Genomic DNA, 19314 nt, shown 5'->3' on the forward strand with positions numbered 1-19314 from the left:
ACGTATCTGCGAGGTGGTTGACGTGCGTGAGGACGACATGCGACAGGACGCCGCCCGGCGGGCCGAGGACCGGATCGCCGGCGGCATCTACGGCAAGGGCGCGCTGGACGAGGTGACGTTGCCTCCCACCGACGTTGAGCGGGTGCTCCAGGACGAGGACCCGGACGATCCGGCGCACGTGCGGGTCGACCCGAACGTGCTCCGCGACGGCGGCCCCACCGGCGGCCAGGGTGCGGTCACCACCACCGGCGGCACCGCCGGGCCGGCCAGCGTGCGCCGGGTGGCCCGGCAGCCGGAGCGGCATCCGGGCAAGGTCGCCCCGACCACCACCGGGGACGCCACCACCGGCGGCATGAGCACCCCGGCCGGCGGCTCCACCAGCGACCAGTCCACCACCGCCACCGGCCCCGCCAAGTCCATCAGCGACTAACCCCGGCACCCGGGGAACCCGCCCCCCGGCCCGCGCGGTGATCATGAGGTTGGCGGCGCTCGCGGAGATCGAAGTCGCCGTCAACCTCATGATCAACCCGGCGAGGCAGGGGGTGGGGTTCAGGGGGTGGGGCGGAGGATGCCCAGGCGTTGGGTGGCGCGAGTGAGGGCGACGTAGAGGTCGCTGCGCCCGCGCGGTGACTCGGCCACGATCCGGTCCGGGTCGATCACCAGCACCGAGTCGAACTCCAGCCCCTTGGCCTGCGCCACGGTGAGCACCACCACCCGGCTCTCCAGCTCGGGGTGCTCACCGACTGCCGCCTCGGGCAGCGCCGCGGTGAGCGCCGCGCCGAGGTCGTCCACCAGTCCGGCCGGGACGATCACCCCGAGGCGGCCGTCGTCGAGCCCGGCCGCCTCCCGGCTCGCGACGTCGACCAGCTCCGCCGCCAGCCGGCCCGCGTCGACCGCGCGGTCCCACGGCGGTACGCCGCTCTCCCGCACCGCACGCGGCGGGCGCAGCGTCGGGTCGATCTCGGTGAGCAGGTCGGCGGCGACCGCCATGATCTCGGCGGGCGTGCGGTAGCTGACCGTCAGCTCGGTCAGCCGCCACCGGTCCGCCACGTACGGCGCCAGCGCCTCCCGCCAGGACGGCGTGCCGGCCAGCGCGCCGGTCTGCGCCACGTCTCCGACGATGGTCATCGACCGGCTCGGGCAGCGGCGCATCAGCAGCCGCCAGGCCATCGGCGAGAGCTCCTGCGCCTCGTCCACGATGACGTGCCCGAAGGCCCACGTCCGGTCGGCCGCCGCCCGCTGGGCGGTGGTCAGCCGGTCTGCCTCCTCCTGCCGTTCCAGCAGCCGGTCGGCGTCGATCAGGTCGGTCACGCCGAGGATCTCACCGCCGTCGGCCTCGTCCTCCACGTCGATCGACCGGGAGCCCCGGGCGATCTCCAGCACGCCCTCGGCGTACTCGCGTTGCAGTGACCGGATCCGTTCCCGGCGGGCCGCGGCGGCGCGCTCGTCCTCGCCGAGCAGCTCGGCGGCCTCGTCCAGCAGCGGCACGTCGGCGGGCGTCCAGCCGCCCGGCTCGCGGTGCAGCAGGGCGCGCTCGTGCGCGGTCAGCGTGGCCGCGGCGGCGGCGATCCGGTCGGGGTCGGCGTAGAGGTCGGCGAGCAGGCGCTGCGGGGTGAGCACCGGCCAGAGCTGATCCAGGGCCGCGCGTACCGCCGGCTCCTCGCGCAGCTCGCGGCGGATCTCGGCGCGGTCGGCCTCGTCGAGCAGGTTCTCCCCGCCGAGCGGGTCTGCGCCGATCCGGTCGGCCACCTGCTCGGCCAGCGCGTGCACCACCTCGACGTCGAAGAGCGCCCGGGCCAGGTTGTGCGGTCGGTCGGTGCGCCGGGCCTGGTCCCGGGCCACCCGGACGGTCTCGGGGTCGAGGGTGAGCACCTCGCGCTCCACCTCGATCTCCAGCGGCTCGTCCGGCACCCGCTGCCGGTCCCGGACCGCGGCGGCCAGCACGTCGACCATCGCCGTGCGGCCCTTGAGCGCGGCGGCCTCGGCGGACTCGACCCGGCGGGCCTGCACCCCGGGGAAGAGGTCGGCCTGGGTACGCAGCAGCACGCCGGTCTCGGCCAGCGCGGGGAGCACCTGGCCGATGTAGCGCAGGAACGTCGCGTTCGGCCCGACCAGCAGCACGCCGCGGCTGCCCAGCTCACGCCGGTGGGTGTAGAGCAGGTACGCGGCCCGGTGCAGGGCGACCGCCGTCTTACCGGTGCCCGGGCCACCCTGGACGACCAGCGTGCCGGGCAGGTCGGCGCGGATGATCTGGTCCTGTTCGGCCTGGATGGTCTCGACGATGTCGCGCATCCGGCCGGTACGCCCGGCGTTGAGCGCGGCGAGCAGCGACGCTTCGCCGGTCAACTCCTCGTGCGCGGTGGGCGACGCGGTCGCCAGGTCGAGCACCTCGTCGTTGAGACCGGTCACCTTGCGCTGCCGGGTCCGCAGGTGCCGGCGGCGCCGTACGCCCTGCGGGTTGGCGGCGGTGGCGAGGTAGAAGGCGCGGGCCGCCGGCGCGCGCCAGTCCATCAGCAGCGGGTCGTAGTCACCGCTGGTGTCGAAGATGCCGATCCGGCCGATGTAGTGTCGCGCACCGTCCTCGTCGTCCAGCCGACCGAAGCAGAGCCCGTTCTCCACCGCGGAGAACTGCTCGACCTGCTCGGCGTACATCCGGACGGAACTGTCACGCTGGGAGCGGGCCTGCAGGGTGCCGCCGGTCGTCCGCAGCTCGTTGGTGAGACGCTGGGCGGCCTGCTCACGCAGCCCGTCGAGGCGCTCATAGAGCATCGAGACGTACTCCTGCTCGCGGCCGATCTCGTCGTCGTGCGGCAATTCGCCGGTACCGCCGGAGTGCCTTGACAACCCGTCTCCCTAAAGATTAGAATCTGTTGCAGGAACGGCTTTTAGAGCCGTTCTTTTTTGTGCCTGAACAGTGAAAGATAGCGCGTCGACGCGGGCCCGACCAAGCCTGACGGCGATTCGCACGGGCTGCGGCGAGGTGCCACGCAATGATCCTCCGTACCGGCCAGCGGATCGTGTTCATCGGCGACAGCATCACCGACTGCGGCCGGCGGGTCGCCGCCACGCCCTACGGCGACGGCTACATGAGCCTGGTCCGCGCCTTCGTCAGCGCCCGCCACCCCGAGCTGGACCTGCACTGGGTCAACCGGGGCGTGAGCGGCGACACCGTCCGCGACCTGGCCGACCGCTGGGAACGCGATGCCGTGGGGGAGCGCCCCGACTGGCTCTCCGTGATGATCGGTATCAACGACATCTGGCGCCGCTACCGGGGGCGCGCTGCCGACGCGGTGCCGATCGACGAGTACGAGCGGACCCTGCGCGCGCTGCTCGGCCGGGCGGTCGAGGCGACCGGCTGTCGGCTGGTTCTCGCCGACCCGTACCTCATCGAGCCGGATCGGGCCGACCCGCAGCGCGCCGACACCGACCGCTACGCGGCGGTGGTCGCCGCGCTCGCCGCGGAGTTCGGCGCGGTGCACGTGCCGACCCAGGCGGCCTTCGACGGGGCGCTCGCGGTCAGCCGGCCGGAGCGGTGGGCCGACGACCGGGTGCACCCGAACCAGCCGGGGCACGCCCTGCTCGCCGACGTCTTCCTCGCGGCCCTCGGCGCCGGCCCGGCGGTGCCGGTGCCCGGCAGCAGGGCCGGCGAGCGAGGTCTCACCGCGCCCCGCTGAGCCGCGTCGCCACGCCGGCGCTGCGGCGTCGCCCGCGGCAGGCCGGTGCTCCTCGCGGGGCCGGCTGATCCTCAGGTCGTTCCGGCCGGTGCCGGCTCCGCCCGCGCCGGGTCGATCGGTTCCTCCCGTCCGCCGGTTCGCTCCGCCCCGATGCCGGCGGCCACCACGAACGCGACGCCCAGCAAGGGGGCGACGCCCGGCAGTTGGCCCAGTGCGACCAGGCCCACGAGGAGGGCGATCGCCGGTTCCAGGCTCATCAGCGTGCCGAAGGCGGCGGTGGTGAGCCGGCGCAGGGCGAGTAGTTCCAGGACGAACGGGACCACCGGCAGCAGCACCGCCAGGCCCAGACCGGCGAGCAGGATGCCCCAGGTCAGGTCGGCGAAGACCGACGGCCCGACGGTCACGGTGGCGACCAGGGCGGCCACCGGCATCGAGATGGCCAGCCCGCGCAGGCCGGAGACCTCGTCGCCGACCCGCTGGGTGAGCAGGATGTACGCCGCCCAGCAGGCGCCGGCGGCCAGCGCGTACCCGACGCCCACGAGGTCGGCCCCGCCCCGCCAGGGCTCGGTGAGCAGGAGCACCCCGACGCCGGCGAGCAGCGGCCACAGCTTCGTGCCGCCCCGGCCGCGCGCCACCGCGACCCCCAGCGGGCCGAGGAACTCCAGCGCGCTGGCCGTACCCAGCGGCAGTCGGGCCACCGCGGCCATGAACAGGATGGTGACCCCGGCCGTCACCACGCCCAGTGCCACGCAGGTGCGCAGCGCGGAGCGGGTGAGCGTGGACGGGCGTGGGCGGACCAGCACCGCCAGCAGGACCCCGGCCCAGGCCAGGCGGAGCCAGGCGGCGCCCTCCGGGCCGATGCGGTCGAAGAGGCCGACCGAGGCGGCCAGCCCGAGCTGCACGAGCATCATCGAGGCGAGGGCCATCGCCGAACCGGCGCGGGTGGGCGTCATGCCTCCAGTAGATCGGCCTCCCACTGTTCGTGTCCACGTGTCATTGCTGGACAGATCGTTCGCTGATACTGAACAATCGTCGGCGTGGACCTGCGACGGCTGCGGTTGCTGCGCGAGCTGGCCCGGCTCGGCTCGATGCGGGAGGTCGCCGGCGAGCTCGGGGTGACGACCTCGACGGTCTCCCAACAGCTCGCCGTGCTGGCCCGCGAGGTCGGTGTCGACCTGATCGAGCCCGCCGGGCGGCGGGTCCGGCTCACCCCCGCAGGCCGGCGGTTGGCCGGGCACGCGGTGACGATCCTCGCCGCCGTCGAGGCGGCCCGGCTGGACCTCGACCCGCAGGGCCAGCCGGCCGGCACCGTCCGCGTCGCCGGCTTCGCCACCGCCGTACGCCGCTCACTGCTGCCGGTCGCCGCCGACCTCGCGGTCCGCCACCCGGCGGTCCGGCTCCGCATCCACGAGCACGAGCCGACCGAGGCGTACGCGCTGCTGGCGGCCGACGGGGTCGACCTGGCGCTGACCTACGACTACCACCTCGCCCCGGCGCCCGTCGATCACACCGTCGAGGCCACCGCACTCTGGTCCACGACCTGGAGCCTCGGTGTGCCGGCCGACGCCCCGCCGGCCCCCGGCGGGGCGCCCGAGGTCTTCCGCGAGTTCGCGGCCCACGACTGGATCGTCAACTCCCGCAACACCGCCGACGAGGTGGTGGTGCGCGCCCTCGCGTCGATGGCGGACTTCGAGCCCCGGATCGAGCACCGCGCGGACAGCCTGGAACTCGTCCAGGACATGATCGTCGCCGGGCTGGGCGTCGGACTGCTGCCGGCCGACCAGCCGACCCTGCCGGGGGTACGCCTGCTCCCGCTCGTCGGCCCCGAGGTGCGGATGCGCTCGTACGCGGTCACCCGCCGGGGCCGGACCGGCTGGCCGCCGCTGGCCCTCGTCCTGGGCCTGCTCACCGCCGACGCCGCCACCGGCTAGGACCGCCCCGGCCGCCGGCGCGGGTCCAACGGCGAGCGGCGCCGCCGGCGAGGTACGCCGGCAGCGCCGCATGCTCCCGTCCGGTCGGGACGCCCCTGGTCAGCCGCGGGCGACCTGGTAGAGCCGCTCCGGGGTCACCGCGCCGGCGAGCACCCGGCCGTCGTCGGTGAGCAGCACGCTGAAGAGCTTCCCGGTCAGCAACCGGCCGCTGCCCCAGTCGCCGTTGACCGCCGGCAGCGAGTTCAGCACCCCGCCGAGCTCAGCACCGGCCGGGCCGGCCGTCTTGCCGGCGCCCGCCTTGCCTGCGGCGTCGATCCGGGCCTCCAGGACCGTGGTCCAGCCGGTGCCCACCGCGCGGACCTGCGGCTGCTCGGCCGCCGCCGGCTTGCGGTCAGCCCGGTCCGGCCGGTCGGTCGACTCCTCGCTGACCCGCACCCCCGGCGGCGGGTTGAAGACGAACTGGTCGGCGTCCGGGCGCTGGTAGTCGACCTGGGTGAAGGCCATCTCGAAGGCCGGCTGGTCGCTGCCCGTGGCGAAGACCTCGAACCGGAGCGGCACGTGCTCGCGGGCGTCGATGGCGATCCGGAACTGGTGCACCAGGGAGGCGTCGTCGCGCGGCTCCAGCACCAGCTCGTACGCGTCCCGCCCGGCCACCGTGGCCGACCGGCCCACGCTGACCGCGGTGCTCGGGTCGATGGCGGCGAGCGCCTGGTCGGCGGCCTCCTGAGGCGTCCCGGGCAGTTCCGGCGCGTGGTCGTCGACGGCGGGCTCGCCGGGAACGCCGGCGCCCAGGGTGCGGTGGGTGGCCGCGTTGGCGCGGCTGTCCCAGGTCCACACGTCGCGGCCGTTGCGGATCACATCGCGCTCGCCGAGGGTGTCGAGCAGCGCCACCCGCTGCTTGTCCGGGCCGGAGTACCAGACCCGCAGGGTGTGCGTCCCGGTCAGCAGGGTGGTCAGCTCGTTGCCGCCGACCAGGCCGGCGATCGGCGGGAGCCCCAGGTCGGCGCGCTGCACGACGGTGCCGGAGAGCCCTTCGAGCCGGGAGGTCTGCAGGTCGACCAGGAGCTGGGCGGCGGTGCGGGGCGGCAGGCTCGGCTCCGCCTCGGCGGCGAACGTGCCGATCGCGGCACCACCGCCGATCACGGTGGCGACGGCGGCCACCGGGACCAACCAGCGCAGGACGGGACGGCTCTTCAACACGGACATGACGGCACCTCCTGGGAACATCCTGCCCTGTGGCTGCTGTGAGGGCGCTGAGGATCCAGATGTCCGGATGAACCCGGGTGGCACCCTTGACCCGTGCGGCTGCTGGTGGTGGAGGACGAGGCGCGGTTGGCCGCCGCGCTGCAACGGGGTCTGCAGGCCGAGGGTTTCGTGGTGGACGTGGCGTCGACCGGCCCGGCCGGGCTGGACGCCGCGCGGCACGGTGGCTACGACGCGATGATCCTGGACGTGATGCTGCCCGGCCTCTCCGGCTATGAGCTGGTGCGCCGGCTGCGCGCCGAGGAGCACTGGCTCCCGGTGCTGATGCTCTCCGCCAAGGACGGCGAGTACGACCAGGCCGACGGGCTGGACTGCGGCGCCGACGACTACCTCACCAAGCCCTTCTCGTACGTGGTGCTGCTGGCCCGGCTGCGCGCGCTGCTGCGCCGGGGCGCGCCGGAGCGACCGGCGGTGCTGGCGGTGGGTGACCTGCGGCTCGACCCGGCGCGGCGGCGGGTGACCCGGGCCGAGATCGAGGTCCCGCTGACCGCCCGCGAGTTCGCGCTGCTGAACTACCTGATGCGCCGCCCGGGCGAGGTGGTCTCCAAGACCGAGCTGCTGGACCACGTCTGGGAAGCCAGCGTGGAGACCGCGCCGAACGCCGTCGAGGTGTACGTCGGCTACCTGCGTCGCAAGATCGGTCGGGAGCGCCTGGAGACGGTTCGCGGCGCCGGCTACCGGCTCGCCACGTGAGAGCGCTGCCACTACCGCGTCCGCCCACGCTCGGGCTGCGGGGCCGGCTGATGGCGATCGGCGTGCTCGGCCTCTCGGTCGGGCTGGCCCTCGGCGGGCTGATGCTGCTCGGCGTCCTCGGCTATGTGTTGCAGCGCAGCGTCGACAGCGAAGCGTTCCGCACCGCGGACGCGGTCGCCCTGCTCGCCGCCGAGGACGCCCTGCCCGACCCGCTGCCGGTGGCCGGCGGCCAGCTCCGGGTCCAGGTGGTCGACGCCCAGGGCCGGGTGCGGGCCGCCTCGATCGACGCCGACCGGCTGGTGCCGATGGTCCGTCCCGAGGGCCTCGACCCGGACCTGCGCCAGCGGCTGCTCGTGTCGGGGGAGCGGGTCGGGCTGGCCGGTCCGGTCCGGGTGGTGACGGTGCCCGCCGGCAGCGCCGCCGACCCGCTCACCGTGCTAGTCGGCAAGTCGATGACGGACGTCCAGCACAGCACGCACGTGGTCCGGACCATCCTGTTGATCAGCTTCCCGTTGCTGGTGGCGGGGCTCGCGGGCGTCGCCTGGCGGGTGGTCGGCGCGACCCTGCGGCCGGTGGAGGCGCTGCGCCGCGGCGCCGAGGAGATCACCGGGCGGGCCGGCCCGGGCCGACTCCCGGTGCCCGCGTCCGGGGACGAGGTGCACCGGCTGGCGGTCACCCTCAACGGGATGCTGGACCGGCTGGAGTCTGCCCGGGACCGGCAGCGGGCCTTCGTCGCCGACGCCGCGCACGAGCTGCGCAGCCCGGTCACCAACATCCGTACCGAGCTGGAGGTGGCCCGGCGGCTCGGCGACCGGACCGACTGGACGGCGGTGACCTCGAACCTGCTCGCCGACACCGAGCGGCTGAGCCGGCTCGTGGACGACCTGCTGCTGCTGGCCCGGCTGGAAGAGTCCGAGGCCGGCTCCGGCGGTGGTCCGGGCCGGGGCGGGATCGGCCCGGTCGAGCTGGGCGAACTGCTCACCGCCGTCGCCGCCCGCTACCCGGCACCGCCGGTGCGGGTCGCCCTGCCCGACGAGCCGCTGTGGACCGTCGCGCAGCCGGACGAGCTGCGCCGGATCCTGACCAACCTGGTCGACAACGCCGTCCGGCACGCCCGCGACGAGGTGGTGCTCGCCGCCGCGTCCGAGGGCGCGTACCACCTGGTGACGGTCACCGACGACGGGCCGGGCATCCCGGCCGCGGACCGGGACCGGGTCTTCGACCGGTTCACCCGGCTGGACGACGCCCGGGCCCGCGACGCCGGCGGCGCCGGCCTGGGCCTGGCGATCGTGCGGGAACTGGTCCGCCGCACCGGCGGCACCATCACCCTCGCCGACGCCGACGGTGGAGGGCTCCGGGTGTCGCTGCGCCTGCCGGTGCTGCCCACGAGCGAGGGCTGACGGCGTCAGCCGCGGCGGGTGCAGACCTCGTCGGCGGTGGCGACGGTGTCGGTGGACCAGACCACCGCCACCGTGAAGCAGTAGTCGATGCTGCGGTTGAGCCCGTAGATGACGAAGCTGGTGGTGCCGGCGGGCAGGTCGGTGAGGGCGCTCTTGCCCTGGCCGGCCCGGCCGCCGGAGATGACCACCGGCCCCTCCCCGCCGGTCGGATACGTCCACCGCAGCGTGACGTTGTCCCGGTTGTCGCGCAGGCTGACCGCGCCGGGCGGGGTACCGGGCGTGGCGGCGGCCGCCGGGCTGGTGGTGGCGGCGGGGCTCGTCGGGGCGGCGGGGCCGCTGCTCGCCGCGTTGCTGGCCGGCGGCGCGGGCGGGTCGTCGTCGCCGTCGACCCGGGCCACGCCGGCGATCACCGCCGCCGCGCCGAGCAGCACCACGACCACCCCGCCGACCACCAGCGGAACCAGCCGGCTGCGCGCCGGCGGCGGCGCCCGGTGCACCGGCACCGGCAGCAGGCGGGACGGCTGGTAGGGCTCATCCGGCTCGATGCCGCGGTGGACCCGGCGCACCCCGTCGGCATCCTCGCCGGGGCCGGCCAGCGCGACCACCGCCGGCGGCACCGCGCCGCCAGGCGGTGGTGGCGCGCCGCCGGGCGACGGTTCGGCGGTACGGTCCGGCGGCCACCACGCCTGCCCGGCCTCGGTCGGGTCGTCGGCAGGTTGACGCGGGTTGGGCACCGCCTGCCCGTCCGGCTCCGGCTCGGGGGGCTGGTACGGCTGGTAGGTCGGCCCGTCGTCGTGCGGCGGGGTACGGGCGGCCGGCACCACGGGGGCGTCCCGGGCGGCCGGTGGGTTCTCCGCGCAGACGTGGGCCGGGTTCGCGGCGGCCCGGGCCAGCGCCGCCACCTGGGCGGCCAGCGGGTCGTCGGCGGCCAGGTGCTGCCGGCACAGTTCCCTGGCCAGGGCCAGGTTGTCGTGCGCCTCGGCGAACTGCCCGCAGTCGCGCTGCATCGCGCCGAGCCGGGCTAGCATCTTGATGCCGCTGGGGTGCCCGTCGCCGTAGACCTCGCGGTGCAGCTCCCAGGCGTCCTGCAGGCGGTCCCGGGCGACCTGGCACTGCCCGCGGGCGTACTCGACGGTGGCCAGGTCGGCGTGGGCGGCGAGCACCCGTAGCGACTCCGGCCCGTCCTGCGCGGTCAGCTCGATGATCACGTCCTGGTAGAGCCGGGCGGCCCGGGAGTGGCTGCCCACCCGGTGCAGCACCGCGGCCAGCGTGGCTGCGGCGGCGACGGTGCGCGGATCCGAGCGGCCGTGCAGCCGGGTGCTGGCCGCGTACGCGAACGCGGCCCAGCCCCGCGCGGAGTGCGGCTCGCCGAGCGCGACCAGCACCCGCGCCTGCAGGCTCGCCGCCTCGGCCAACTCGGCGGTGGCGTTGGCCGGGCGCGGGTCGGCGTCGGTCAGCGCGTCGGAGAGCAGGCGTTGCGCGCCGGCGAGGTCGCCGGTGGACACCAGGTGGTGCGCCTGATCAGTCAGTTCGCCGAAGCCGGAAGGCACGCCCCATCGTGCTCATTCGACGACGGTAAGTACAAGACCCGCGCCGGTGCGGATCGGTCAAGAACCGGTCAGGTGCTCGACCAGGCTCTCGCTGATCCGGCGCAACTGGTCGACCTGGGCCGGTGTCAGCGCGTCGAACAGGTGCCGGCGTACCCCCTCGACGTGGCCGGGCGCCGCGGCGGCGAGCGTCGCGAACCCGGCGTCGGTGAGGTGGGCGACCTGGCCGCGCCGGTCGGTCGGGCACTCCTCGCGGCGGACCCAGCCGGCGGACTCCAGCCGGGCCACCGCGTGCGAGAGCCGGCTGCGGGAGGAGCCGGTCGCGTCGGCCAGCTCGCTCATCCGCAGCGCCCGCTCGGGCGACTCGGAGAGCCGGACCAGGATCTCGTAGTAGGCGTGCGGCATGCCCGCGTCGCGTTGCAGCTCCCGGTCGAGGGCGTCCATCAGCCCCCGGGAGGCGGCCAGGAAGGCCCGCCAGGTGCGCTGCTCGTCCTGGTCCAGCCACCGTGTCATGACAGCCATCATAGTCGAGTTGGTTGAGAGTTCAACTAAAACGGGCTACCGTTGGCCGCATGGGAATCCACCGGCTCAACCACGCGGTCCTCTACGTCAGTGACCTCGCCCGCAGCGTCGCCTTCTACCGCGACGTGCTGGGCTTCCGTCCGGTCGAGATGACCCCGGACGGCTTCCGCGGCGCGACCTTCCTGCAGGCGCCCGACTCCACCAACGACCACGACCTCGGCCTGTTCGAGATCGGTGCCGCCGCCGGGCGGTCGACCGCCGGCCGGGCCACCGTCGGGCTCTACCACCTGGCCTGGGAGGTGGACACCCTCGACGAGTTGGCCGCCACCGCCGAGCGGCTGGCAGCGGCCGGCGCGCTGGTCGGCAGCTCCGACCACGGCACCACCAAGAGCCTCTACGGCCAGGACCCGGACGGCCTGGAGTTCGAGGTGGTCTGGCTGATCCCCGCCGACCTGCTCGACGACGCGGCGTTGGCGGCCCGCAAGCAGATCGGCCGGCTCGACCTCGACCGCGAGCGGCAGCGCTACGGCGGGCAGACCCGCGGCGGGGTGGGCATCTCCGTACCGGCCTGACCGGTCGTGCGGTAGAACCACAGGATGCCGAGCCACCCGACCGACGCCGTCACCCGCGAACTGCTCGTCCGCCAACTGGAGACCTGGCTGCCGGGGGCGCTGAACCGCTCCCGGCGGGCCACCGTCGCCCTGGCGTACGCCGGGGGCGACGCCGACTCCGCCGACGAGGCGCTGCGGGTGGTCGCCGAGTATGCCGACCGGCTGCGCGGTCGCCGGCTCACCGTGCTGGTGCTCGCCACGGCCGCGGACCTGCCGGCCCGGCTCGGCCCGATCGAGGCCGACCTTCCGGCCGAGGTCGCCGTGCACGTGGTGCCGGGGGAGGCGGACCGGCTGCCGGTGGGGGTCAAGGCGGCCGGCGCGGCCGGCGCCCCGGTCTTCTCCTTCGTGGACGCCGCCGGGGCCGATCCGGCACTTCCCGCCGCGGGCGTCGACCCGGCGGTGCTGGCCGCCGCGGCGGTCGGCCGCCCGGCCGAGGTGCTGCTGCGCCTGGGCGCCGGCGGCAGCGCGCGGGCCGCGCTGGGGGAGGCGGGCTTTCCGCTGGTGACCGAGGTGGAGCTGGTGCCGGTCGACGGTGGTCCGGCCACCACGGTCGCCTTCGGCACCGGTTCGGACCGCAGCCTGGAGGCGTTCAAGGAGGCGCTCTGGGCGGTCGACGAGTTCGCCGGCGCACGCTACCGCGACCCCGCCGACCCGGCCGGTAGGCCGCTGGACATCGCGCTCGACCCGGAGCCCGGTCCGCTGCGCCGGGAACTGCTGGCCGAGCTGACCCGCTCCGGCCCGCGTACGGTCACCGAGCTGCGCCGATACGCGCTCACCTCGACCGTCTACCGCTCGTCGGACGCGGTCCGGGCGCTGACCGGGCTGTTGGACGCGGGATCGGTCACCCGTGAGCCGGCGGACGGCCGGCTCGGCGGCGACGTCGTGGTCACCGCCGCGAGCCCTGGACCACCCGCCTGACCAACACGAAAGCGGGGCGCCGGTCGTCGTCACCGGCACCCCGCTACGTCGAGAGGTCAGCTCCGGGACTTGTCCTGCTTCCAGGACAGCGGGCCCGGGAGGTCGACCCGGTGCGCCCGGGCCCGGGAGTTCCACGACCATCGGCCGATCTTGATGCTCCACGACGAGAAGCCGTTCTCGGTGAAGTTGAGGATCAGCGGGCCAATCTTCTTGCGCTTGCGGAACATCAGGCCCATCGCGGGGCTCCCTTCATCACCATTCCCTGCCGTGTCGAGTTCGAACATTCCCGAATCGTCGATTCGCGAAACGCCGTCCTGTTCCAGCGTGGACGGCGCGGTCCGTCGCCGACCGAGGCCCGGCGGCAGTGGTCCGAAACGCCTATCAAACAGGTAGGTGTTGCGGCGAGGTAAACCCTAGTAAGCGACAGTGCGTCAGATGGCCGGGTGGGTGAATCTCATCTTCTGGAAGGCCGTTGACCGTCCCTGCCGCCCTCGGCAGCATGGGGGCATGTCGCAGCGGGACGAGCCAGCGCCGGGGTCGCGATGACCACCGTGGAGGGTTTCCCGGCGGCGGTCGGTGAGCCCGACCCGACAACCGGGGAGCTGCGCCCGGTCGACCGCGACCTGTTCCGTGCCCTGCTGCGCCGGCAGGCGACCACGGTCACCGTGGTCACCACCGCCGCCCGGGGCACCGACCCCGCCTGCCTCGGCGGCATCGGCGCGCCGATCCGGGCCGGCTTCACCGCCACCTCGTTCACCTCGGTCTCGCTGGACCCGCCGCTGGTCTCGTTCTGCGTCGACGTCGCCTCGTCCAGCTGGCCGGTGCTCGACCGGGCCGAACATGTCGCGGTGCACCTGCTCGGCGCAGGCCAACGGCAAGCCGCGCGGATCTTCGCCACCCGCGGCATCGACCGGTTCGCCAGCTACCCGCACTGGGTCACCGGTCCGTTCGGAGTTCCGCTGCTGGAGGGCGTGCTGGCCCGGCTCTTCTGTCGGGTGGTACACCGGGTGCCGGCCGGCGACCACACCGTGGTGATCGCCGAGCCGCTGGCGCTCGGCGACGGCGGCGAGGGCGACCCGCTCGTCTACCACCAGGGCGGCTACACCACCACCGAGCCGGTCGCCCCCCGCTGACGGCGCCGGCGACACCGAGCGTGCCGACCCTGGACCGGGCGGCGCAGAGCCAGCCGAGGTGATCGGTCGCGTGTGCGGCTCAGCGCGGCTCCCAGGCGTCGGGCAGCGCGGTGAGCTTGCGGACGTGGGCGGGGAGGCGACCACTGACGAGCTCGGCGAGGCTCACCTCGTCCACCACCCGGCGGAGCGCGGCCCGCACGGCCACCCAGAGCCCGGGCAGGTTCTCCGCCGCCCCCTCGTACCGGGTCTCCTCGGGCCGCAGACCACGGACCCCGGCCAGCGGACCGTCCACCGCGCGCAGCACCGCGCCGACGCTCACCTCGCGAGGCGGCCGGGCCAGCGTGTAACCGCCCTCGGCGCCGCGCTGTGCCCGGACGATCCCGGCGCGGCGCAGGTCGGCCAGGACCGCCTCGAGGAACTTGCGGGGCATGTCCTGCTCGGCGGCGATGGCCTGGGTGGAGAGCAGCGAGGGGTACACGTTGGCGAGACTCAGTGCCGCCCGGACCGCGTAGTCGCCGCGCGCGGAGATCTGCACCCTGCCATCATGCCCGGCCGGGGCGGACGGCCGGTGCCGTGGGCGTCAGGCCGGCGAGTGGTGGGCGGTGCGGGTCGGCTGCGCCGGTGGGCGGGGGCGGACCACCCGGCCGGGCAGCGGCTCCTCGCGGCTGGCACGGAACGCCCCCGGACTCATCCCCACCTCGCGGGTGAAGAACCGGCCGAAGTTGGTCGGCTCCGAGAAGCCGAGCCGCCGCCCGATCCGGGCGATCGGGTCGTCGGTGGCGGCGAGCAACCGGCTGGCCTGCAACGCCACCCGCTCGTCGATCACCTGTTTGGCGCTGCGACCGGTGACGGCCAGGCAGGCCCGGGTCAGCGTCCGTACCGAGCAGCCGAGCCGGGCGGCGTAGTCCTCGACGCGGCGGGTGCGCTGGTAGCCCCGCTCGACCTCGCGGCAGAGCCGGTGGAAGGTCGCCTCCTCGGGCCGGTTGGCCGGGTGGGCCTCGTCGGCGAGGGTCAGCCGGAGCAGCAGCACGGCGAGTTGGTGGCGGAGCAGGGCGTCCGCGGCCGGCACCCCGCGGTGCCGGACACAGTCCACCGTCAGCTGGGTCACCTCGTTGATGACCGCGTCCTCGTCCTCACCGGCGAGCTGCCGCCAGGTCGGCACGGCCTCGGGGTCGACGTCCAGGCCGCGCAGAGCGCCGGCCTCCCAGCGCACCACCGTCGCGTCCAGCTGCGGGCAGGGGCAGCGCAGCACCTGCCCGGCCCGCACCCGCAGCAGCGTGCCGGGACGGCAGGGGAGCGGTTGGAAGTCCACTTCGGCGTCGCCGTGCCCGCCGGTGGTCAGCACCAGCAGATCCCGCTCCGCGAGCACCGGGCGACGCCAGCCCGGGTCGCCGGCCAGGTCGGCCAGCGGGAGCGTGTCTATCTCGACGGGGAAGGGCGGCGCCGTGTTGACCGTTGCCGGGGGGAGCTGACCGGAAGAGACCATCGCACCTGACGGTAGCCCGCGCCGCAGGTCACCGCATCCCGACCGGTCCCGCCCACCCGTTCCCCGCCGTCGCCGCCCGCGTTCACGTCCGCGTCGTCCCGACCACGGCCCGGTCTTGTCCCGGTCCCGGCCGCCGGGCTACGTTACCCGGCGGTAGGGCCGTCCTGTCCGGCACGACCGGCGCTGCGTCGCCCGGGTCGACCGGCGGCGGCCGGTCACCGTCGACGCGCGATGGGATGGGCATGACGGATCTGTTCTCGGTCGAAGGCAAGACTGTCCTGGTCACCGGCGGTTCCCGGGGGATCGGCCTGATGATCGCCCAGGGCTTCGTCCGGGCCGGCGCACACGTGATCATTTCGTCCCGCAAGGCGGAGGTCTGCGCGGCGGTGGCCGAGAAGCTGTCGGCCGAGGGGCACTGCGAGGCGATCCCGGCGGACCTGGGCGACGACGCCGGCGCCGAGGGGCTCGCCGCCGCGGTCCGGGAGCGCTTCGACCGGCTGGACGTGCTGGTCAACAACGCGGGCGCGACGTGGGGAGCGCCGCTGGAGGCGTACCCGGAAAGCGCGTTCGACAAGCTCTGGGCGGTCAACGTGAAGGCGGTGTTCCGGCTCACCACCGCGCTGCTGCCGGCGCTGCGCGCCGCCGCCAGCGCCGACGACCCGGCCCGCGTGATCAACATCGGCTCGATCGACGGCATCCGGGTGCCGTGGATGGAGGTCTACGCCTACTCGGCGACCAAGGCCGCCGTGCACATGCTCACCCGCAGCCTGGCCCACCAGCTGGCCGGCGAGCGGATCACCGTCAACGCGATCGCCCCCGGGCCGTTCGAGAGCAAGATGATGGCGTTCGCGTTGGACGACCCGGAGTCCCGGTCGGCCATCGAGGGTCAGGTGCCGCTGGGTCGGATCGGCCGGCCGGAGGACATGGCCGGCACCGCGATCTACCTCTCCTCGCGAGCCGGGGCGTACCTCACCGGAGCGGTCATTCCGGTCGACGGCGGCATCACCACGCACGGCTGAGCGCCCCACCGCCCCAGGCGGCCGGACGCACACGTACGCCTAGGTGTGCGGGAGCCGCGCGGACTCGGCAGATCCGCGCGGCCCCGTGTGGCCGGATGGCCCGTGTTACCCGGTCTGACGGTTGTGACGGTGTTCAGCGGCCGGCGAGCAGCCGGTTCACCGCGGTGTCGACGTCCAGGTGCTCGGCCTCGCGACCGCGCGGGACGACGACGTAGGTCCGCCGCAGGAAGCGCACGAGCACGCTCCGCGGCACCTCGAAGAGAGCGTTGCCGTCGGGTGACGACAGCGCGAGCGCGACGAAGTCGCCGCGCGGAGTGGCCCAGGGCCACACCCGGACGTCGCCGATGCCGGCCGGTTCGTCGAGGCCGGTGACCAGCAGTTCGCGGGCGAAGGACCAGCTCACTGCCTCGCCCCCGGCCGATTCGGCATGGAACAGGACATGGACCGCATACGGGTCAGCAGGGTCGTAACGCAGGCTGGCACGCACCGGCAAGGCGGTGGCGTCAGGCGCGACGAGCCTTAGCGACGTCTCGACCTCTACGGTCGTCGGTCGGATGACACTCATGGACGTTCTCCCCCCGGCACCGCTGCGGAACGCGCGTGTCCCGCTTTTCCCATACTCAGGTGCTACTCCTGGCTACGCTCCGCCATACGCTGACTTCACCCAGTGGTGGGAAGGGGGGCGGAAAAGCCACATGAACGTGAAACTTCATCTAGAATTTCCGGTTCTGCCCAGTGCGTTGTCCCGCCCGGCATCGGGTGGCTCAGTCGTCGACTTACTCCGGTAACGTCCAGTCGTCGGAAGGGGTGACGGTCCCGAGCGACACTGGGGGGTGAAATGGTCACGAAACGATCCTCAGTGGATCCGATGGTGGCGCCCGGAACGCCGAACGTAGCGGCCCGGGCAACCGAAAAGCGGGGGTACGCAGTGTCGATGGATCACCACGAGCGGCCGGGCCGGCCGGCGGCCGACGGCGGGCCCGAAAGTGGCGCCGGCGGCGTCGCCGTGGCCGACCGGCAGCAGCGGCGACGGTGGCGTCAACGCGTCTCCGGCACCCTCGAGCTGATCCGGGCCAACCCCACCGGCCGGATCACCCTCAAGATCTTCATAGCCATCGCCGGTGCGATCGTCGTCACTGTCGGCATCGCTCTGATCCCACTGCCCGGCCCAGGCTGGCTGCTGGTCATCGCCGGCCTGGGCATCTGGGCGGTCGAGTTCCACTGGGCCCGCCGGCTGCTCGGTTTCACCCGCCGGCACGTGCACAACTGGACCGAGTGGGCGAAGAGTCGATCACTCCCGGTGCGCCTCGTCCTCGGCTCGGTCGGCCTGGTCTTCGTCGCCGTGGTGGTCTGGCTCTCCCTCAAGTACAGCCTCGGCATCGACCTGGTCGCCCGGTTCCTGCACCACATGGCGACGCACTGACCCCGGATTCGCGGTCGGGGGAGCGGATCAGGTACAGTCATGCGCGCTGAGGGCGATTAGCTCAGCGGGAGAGCGCTTCGTTCACACCGAAGAGGTCACTGGTTCGATCCCAGTATCGCCCACCGAAGAAACAGCAGGTCAGAGGCCGGCCGGACATGATCCGACCGGCCTCTCTGCTACCCCTCGACGGAGATCATGAGTCGCCTGTGAGTCGCCGCTTCTGGCGGCGCTGGAGCGGGATCACGCCCATGTCGGCCAGCTGTACCTTCACACCCAGATCGAAGCCCTGCTCGATGCCGTCCTCCCGCGCCCGCTCCAGCGCCGGATCGGTGGCGCCGTCCACGGTGGCCGGACGGATCCCGACCGTGCTCTGCCCGACAGCGTGCGACATGTACATGTGTCCCACCGCCGACGGCTGTCGGCGCGCCAGATGCCGGCGCAACTCGCGGACCTGGCTGGTCAGCTCCGCCAGCTGGGCCGCCGACTCGCGGCGTACCCGACGCTCGGCCGACCGGATCAGGTAGCCGCCCCCGCCGGCGATGAACACCGCCCCGGCGCCGATGTATGCGCCGTGATGGATGTTCGCCAGTGTGGTCTGGTCGACGAGGTACGCGACCGTGAACCCGGCGGCTGAGGCTGCGGCTACCGCGAGCCAGCCGTGCTCGGCTTCAAGGATCCGCGGTTGTCGGTCGGGCGGTTGCCTCTGCTGCTGCGTCCCCAGGTGGCTACTCATAGCGATGGAGTGTGCAGCCCTGAGTACATGATCAGCCAAGGCCGATTGCGTGTTGTTACGGATGGCGAACTGTTAGTAGAACAGGTGTTGCATTCCGCCGCGCCATGCGGTTAGACGTCCGGACCCTCGACGAATACGCCCGCACCGGGCACTCCGTACGTCAAGCCGCGCTCCCGCAACACCCGCTGCACCTGGGCGATGGTTCCCGTCGATACCGAGTACAGGTCGGACAGTTCCCGATTCGACGGCAATTTCGTGTGCGGCCGATACTCCCCGGATTCGATCCGAGCCGCCAAATCGTTGGCGATCTGCTCGTACGTCATCCGGCGTGCGGGTGTCATGTGTGCTTTTCTCCTGGGTCTTGATCGCCAGGATTGCACCATGTGGACACTCGGGCGGCAATGACCTACGTGCAGGGGCTGCATAGGTTGCATAGGTTGTATAGGCTGCACAGGGTGACCCATTGATCCGGGAGAGTGATCATCGTGGTGCCCGACTACCGGCACGCCAGCCCGCCGCCCATCGCCGACGGCCAGACCGTCACCCGGCCGCCCCGCCCGCTCCCGCTGGCCACCCGCACCGTGTGGGTCTGCGCCGGCCTCGTCCTGGTCCTCATGGCCGCCGGCATCGCCGGACTGTTCCGATGACCGTCACCGCAGCCGCCGTAGGCTGGCGGCGCACCATCCTCGCCCACCGCCCCGTCGACGGGGTCTGCCCGATCTGCCGGCGCCGGAAGTGCTGGCCGAGGGCTGCGGCGTTCGCCAACCTGATTGCGACCGATCAGTACCTGGCCCGGCCGTGACGGAGCCGGTGGCGTCGCGGTGCATGGGTTGCGCGCCCGGGGTCCTGATTCTCACCCACGACTGCGGCGGCAGCCGGATCCAGCGCGACGAGGTGGGCTGGTTCTGCGTGTGCCCGCAGCTGGAGTGCCAGCGGCGGCAGGCGGGCGACTGGTCCGGGG

At 73.7% G+C, this 19314-nt stretch carries 23 protein-coding genes and 1 tRNA gene; 13 read left to right on the plus strand and 11 right to left on the minus strand.

The annotated features are described in order from the left end of the window. Window positions 1-22 precede the first annotated feature (22 nt). Complete coding sequence (locus AB0C04_RS14910) at window positions 23-430, plus strand: hypothetical protein (RefSeq protein ID WP_357053617.1); 408 nt, start codon at window positions 23-25, stop codon at window positions 428-430. A gap of 119 nt (window positions 431-549) precedes the next feature. On the opposite strand, the gene AB0C04_RS14915 is transcribed toward AB0C04_RS14910, so the two are convergent. Then, window positions 550-2769 (minus strand): ATP-binding domain-containing protein, encoded by a 2220-nt coding sequence (locus AB0C04_RS14915; protein WP_357053776.1) that lies wholly within the window; start codon window positions 2767-2769, stop codon window positions 550-552. A 221-nt stretch (window positions 2770-2990) separates the two neighbouring features. Between AB0C04_RS14915 and AB0C04_RS14920 the strand changes: the two genes are divergently transcribed. After that, window positions 2991-3674, plus strand: coding sequence for an SGNH/GDSL hydrolase family protein (locus tag AB0C04_RS14920; RefSeq protein WP_357053620.1), 684 nt, complete (start codon window positions 2991-2993; stop codon window positions 3672-3674). Between the two features lie 71 nt (window positions 3675-3745). Here the strand turns inward: AB0C04_RS14920 and AB0C04_RS14925 are convergent, their stop codons facing one another. After that, window positions 3746-4627: an EamA family transporter gene (locus AB0C04_RS14925; RefSeq protein WP_357053623.1), complete on the minus strand. Its 882-nt coding sequence runs from the start codon at window positions 4625-4627 to the stop codon at window positions 3746-3748. An 84-nt stretch (window positions 4628-4711) separates the two neighbouring features. Between AB0C04_RS14925 and AB0C04_RS14930 the strand changes: the two genes are divergently transcribed. After that, on the plus strand, window positions 4712-5605 hold the full coding sequence (locus tag AB0C04_RS14930; RefSeq protein WP_357053626.1) for a LysR substrate-binding domain-containing protein: 894 nt from the start codon (window positions 4712-4714) through the stop codon (window positions 5603-5605). Window positions 5606-5704: 99 nt separating this feature from the next. Here the strand turns inward: AB0C04_RS14930 and AB0C04_RS14935 are convergent, their stop codons facing one another. Then, window positions 5705-6811 carry a sigma-E factor regulatory protein RseB domain-containing protein gene (locus AB0C04_RS14935; RefSeq protein ID WP_357053629.1) on the minus strand — a complete coding sequence of 369 codons (1107 nt, stop codon included), beginning with the start codon at window positions 6809-6811 and terminating at the stop codon, window positions 5705-5707. A gap of 93 nt (window positions 6812-6904) precedes the next feature. Between AB0C04_RS14935 and AB0C04_RS14940 the strand changes: the two genes are divergently transcribed. Together AB0C04_RS14940 and AB0C04_RS14945 are read left to right on the plus strand one after the other, a co-directional pair. Then, on the plus strand, window positions 6905-7561 hold the full coding sequence (locus tag AB0C04_RS14940) for a response regulator transcription factor (RefSeq protein ID WP_357053632.1): 657 nt from the start codon (window positions 6905-6907) through the stop codon (window positions 7559-7561). Window positions 7562-7611: 50 nt separating this feature from the next. Beyond that, window positions 7612-8961, plus strand: a complete 1350-nt coding sequence (locus tag AB0C04_RS14945) for a HAMP domain-containing sensor histidine kinase (protein ID WP_357053779.1) — start codon at window positions 7612-7614, stop codon at window positions 8959-8961. A 5-nt stretch (window positions 8962-8966) separates the two neighbouring features. Here AB0C04_RS14945 and AB0C04_RS14950 read toward each other — a convergent pair whose 3' ends face one another. Together AB0C04_RS14950 and AB0C04_RS14955 are read right to left on the minus strand one after the other, a co-directional pair. Continuing rightward, window positions 8967-10511, minus strand: a complete 1545-nt coding sequence (locus tag AB0C04_RS14950; protein ID WP_357053634.1) for a tetratricopeptide repeat protein — start codon at window positions 10509-10511, stop codon at window positions 8967-8969. A 57-nt stretch (window positions 10512-10568) separates the two neighbouring features. Next, window positions 10569-11030, minus strand: coding sequence for a MarR family transcriptional regulator (locus AB0C04_RS14955; protein WP_357053637.1), 462 nt, complete (start codon window positions 11028-11030; stop codon window positions 10569-10571). A 50-nt stretch (window positions 11031-11080) separates the two neighbouring features. On the opposite strand from AB0C04_RS14955, the gene AB0C04_RS14960 reads away from it, so the two are divergent. Both AB0C04_RS14960 and AB0C04_RS14965 read left to right on the plus strand, forming a co-directional pair. Further along, window positions 11081-11602, plus strand: coding sequence for a VOC family protein (locus tag AB0C04_RS14960; protein WP_357053640.1), 522 nt, complete (start codon window positions 11081-11083; stop codon window positions 11600-11602). Between the two features lie 24 nt (window positions 11603-11626). After that, window positions 11627-12559 carry a hypothetical protein gene (locus AB0C04_RS14965; RefSeq protein ID WP_357053643.1) on the plus strand — a complete coding sequence of 311 codons (933 nt, stop codon included), beginning with the start codon at window positions 11627-11629 and terminating at the stop codon, window positions 12557-12559. A 56-nt stretch (window positions 12560-12615) separates the two neighbouring features. Here AB0C04_RS14965 and AB0C04_RS14970 read toward each other — a convergent pair whose 3' ends face one another. Further along, on the minus strand, window positions 12616-12795 hold the full coding sequence (locus AB0C04_RS14970; RefSeq protein WP_281575888.1) for a DUF4236 domain-containing protein: 180 nt from the start codon (window positions 12793-12795) through the stop codon (window positions 12616-12618). Between the two features lie 306 nt (window positions 12796-13101). Between AB0C04_RS14970 and AB0C04_RS14975 the strand changes: the two genes are divergently transcribed. Beyond that, a complete protein-coding gene (locus AB0C04_RS14975; RefSeq protein WP_357053646.1) occupies window positions 13102-13692 on the plus strand; it encodes a flavin reductase family protein in 591 nt (196 codons plus the stop codon). A 79-nt stretch (window positions 13693-13771) separates the two neighbouring features. Here AB0C04_RS14975 and AB0C04_RS14980 read toward each other — a convergent pair whose 3' ends face one another. Together AB0C04_RS14980 and AB0C04_RS14985 are read right to left on the minus strand one after the other, a co-directional pair. Then, on the minus strand, window positions 13772-14227 hold the full coding sequence (locus tag AB0C04_RS14980) for an Rrf2 family transcriptional regulator (protein ID WP_357053649.1): 456 nt from the start codon (window positions 14225-14227) through the stop codon (window positions 13772-13774). A 45-nt stretch (window positions 14228-14272) separates the two neighbouring features. Further along, a complete protein-coding gene (locus AB0C04_RS14985) occupies window positions 14273-15178 on the minus strand; it encodes an AraC family transcriptional regulator (protein ID WP_357053652.1) in 906 nt (301 codons plus the stop codon). Window positions 15179-15420: 242 nt separating this feature from the next. On the opposite strand from AB0C04_RS14985, the gene AB0C04_RS14990 reads away from it, so the two are divergent. Further along, window positions 15421-16197, plus strand: coding sequence for a glucose 1-dehydrogenase (locus tag AB0C04_RS14990; protein ID WP_350875408.1), 777 nt, complete (start codon window positions 15421-15423; stop codon window positions 16195-16197). A 133-nt stretch (window positions 16198-16330) separates the two neighbouring features. Here the strand turns inward: AB0C04_RS14990 and AB0C04_RS14995 are convergent, their stop codons facing one another. Beyond that, complete coding sequence (locus AB0C04_RS14995) at window positions 16331-16762, minus strand: SsgA family sporulation/cell division regulator (RefSeq protein ID WP_007457244.1); 432 nt, start codon at window positions 16760-16762, stop codon at window positions 16331-16333. A 303-nt stretch (window positions 16763-17065) separates the two neighbouring features. Here AB0C04_RS14995 and AB0C04_RS15000 point away from each other — a divergent pair, with 303 nt between their 5' ends. Next, window positions 17066-17620 carry a TIGR02611 family protein gene (locus AB0C04_RS15000; protein WP_357053782.1) on the plus strand — a complete coding sequence of 185 codons (555 nt, stop codon included), beginning with the start codon at window positions 17066-17068 and terminating at the stop codon, window positions 17618-17620. A gap of 50 nt (window positions 17621-17670) precedes the next feature. Next, a tRNA-Val gene (locus AB0C04_RS15005) sits at window positions 17671-17742 on the plus strand. A gap of 71 nt (window positions 17743-17813) precedes the next feature. Here the strand turns inward: AB0C04_RS15005 and AB0C04_RS15010 are convergent. Together AB0C04_RS15010 and AB0C04_RS15015 are read right to left on the minus strand one after the other, a co-directional pair. Beyond that, complete coding sequence (locus AB0C04_RS15010) at window positions 17814-18353, minus strand: hypothetical protein (protein WP_357053656.1); 540 nt, start codon at window positions 18351-18353, stop codon at window positions 17814-17816. Between the two features lie 110 nt (window positions 18354-18463). After that, a complete protein-coding gene (locus AB0C04_RS15015) occupies window positions 18464-18676 on the minus strand; it encodes a winged helix-turn-helix domain-containing protein (protein WP_357053659.1) in 213 nt (70 codons plus the stop codon). Between the two features lie 162 nt (window positions 18677-18838). Between AB0C04_RS15015 and AB0C04_RS15020 the strand changes: the two genes are divergently transcribed. After that, window positions 18839-19000, plus strand: coding sequence for a hypothetical protein (locus AB0C04_RS15020; protein WP_357053662.1), 162 nt, complete (start codon window positions 18839-18841; stop codon window positions 18998-19000). Then, window positions 18997-19155, plus strand: a complete 159-nt coding sequence (locus AB0C04_RS15025) for a hypothetical protein (protein WP_357053665.1) — start codon at window positions 18997-18999, stop codon at window positions 19153-19155. The genes AB0C04_RS15020 and AB0C04_RS15025 overlap by 4 nt, the downstream gene beginning before the upstream one ends. The last annotated feature ends 159 nt before the right edge of the window (window positions 19156-19314 follow it).

Origin of the sequence: Micromonospora sp. NPDC048909, assembly GCF_040649635.1 — a bacterium.
Lineage (GTDB): Bacteria > Actinomycetota > Actinomycetes > Mycobacteriales > Micromonosporaceae > Micromonospora.

Coding starts and splice junctions, on each gene's coding strand:
- AB0C04_RS14960 (WP_357053640.1), top strand. CDS start 11,081: ATGGGAATCCACCGGCTCAACCACGCGGTCCTCTACGTCAGTGACCTC.
- AB0C04_RS14945 (WP_357053779.1), top strand. CDS start 7,612: ATGGCGATCGGCGTGCTCGGCCTCTCGGTCGGGCTGGCCCTCGGCGGG.
- AB0C04_RS14985 (WP_357053652.1), bottom strand. CDS start 15,178: ATGGTCTCTTCCGGTCAGCTCCCCCCGGCAACGGTCAACACGGCGCCG.
- AB0C04_RS14990 (WP_350875408.1), top strand. CDS start 15,421: ATGACGGATCTGTTCTCGGTCGAAGGCAAGACTGTCCTGGTCACCGGC.
- AB0C04_RS14925 (WP_357053623.1), bottom strand. CDS start 4,627: ATGACGCCCACCCGCGCCGGTTCGGCGATGGCCCTCGCCTCGATGATG.
- AB0C04_RS15000 (WP_357053782.1), top strand. CDS start 17,066: ATGGTGGCGCCCGGAACGCCGAACGTAGCGGCCCGGGCAACCGAAAAG.
- AB0C04_RS14915 (WP_357053776.1), bottom strand. CDS start 2,769: ATGCTCTATGAGCGCCTCGACGGGCTGCGTGAGCAGGCCGCCCAGCGT.
- AB0C04_RS15015 (WP_357053659.1), bottom strand. CDS start 18,676: ATGACGTACGAGCAGATCGCCAACGATTTGGCGGCTCGGATCGAATCC.
- AB0C04_RS14965 (WP_357053643.1), top strand. CDS start 11,627: ATGCCGAGCCACCCGACCGACGCCGTCACCCGCGAACTGCTCGTCCGC.
- AB0C04_RS14995 (WP_007457244.1), bottom strand. CDS start 16,762: ATGAGTGTCATCCGACCGACGACCGTAGAGGTCGAGACGTCGCTAAGG.
- AB0C04_RS14975 (WP_357053646.1), top strand. CDS start 13,102: ATGACCACCGTGGAGGGTTTCCCGGCGGCGGTCGGTGAGCCCGACCCG.
- AB0C04_RS14935 (WP_357053629.1), bottom strand. CDS start 6,811: ATGTCCGTGTTGAAGAGCCGTCCCGTCCTGCGCTGGTTGGTCCCGGTG.
- AB0C04_RS14955 (WP_357053637.1), bottom strand. CDS start 11,030: ATGGCTGTCATGACACGGTGGCTGGACCAGGACGAGCAGCGCACCTGG.
- AB0C04_RS15010 (WP_357053656.1), bottom strand. CDS start 18,353: ATGAGTAGCCACCTGGGGACGCAGCAGCAGAGGCAACCGCCCGACCGA.
- AB0C04_RS14970 (WP_281575888.1), bottom strand. CDS start 12,795: ATGGGCCTGATGTTCCGCAAGCGCAAGAAGATTGGCCCGCTGATCCTC.
- AB0C04_RS14920 (WP_357053620.1), top strand. CDS start 2,991: ATGATCCTCCGTACCGGCCAGCGGATCGTGTTCATCGGCGACAGCATC.
- AB0C04_RS15025 (WP_357053665.1), top strand. CDS start 18,997: ATGACCGTCACCGCAGCCGCCGTAGGCTGGCGGCGCACCATCCTCGCC.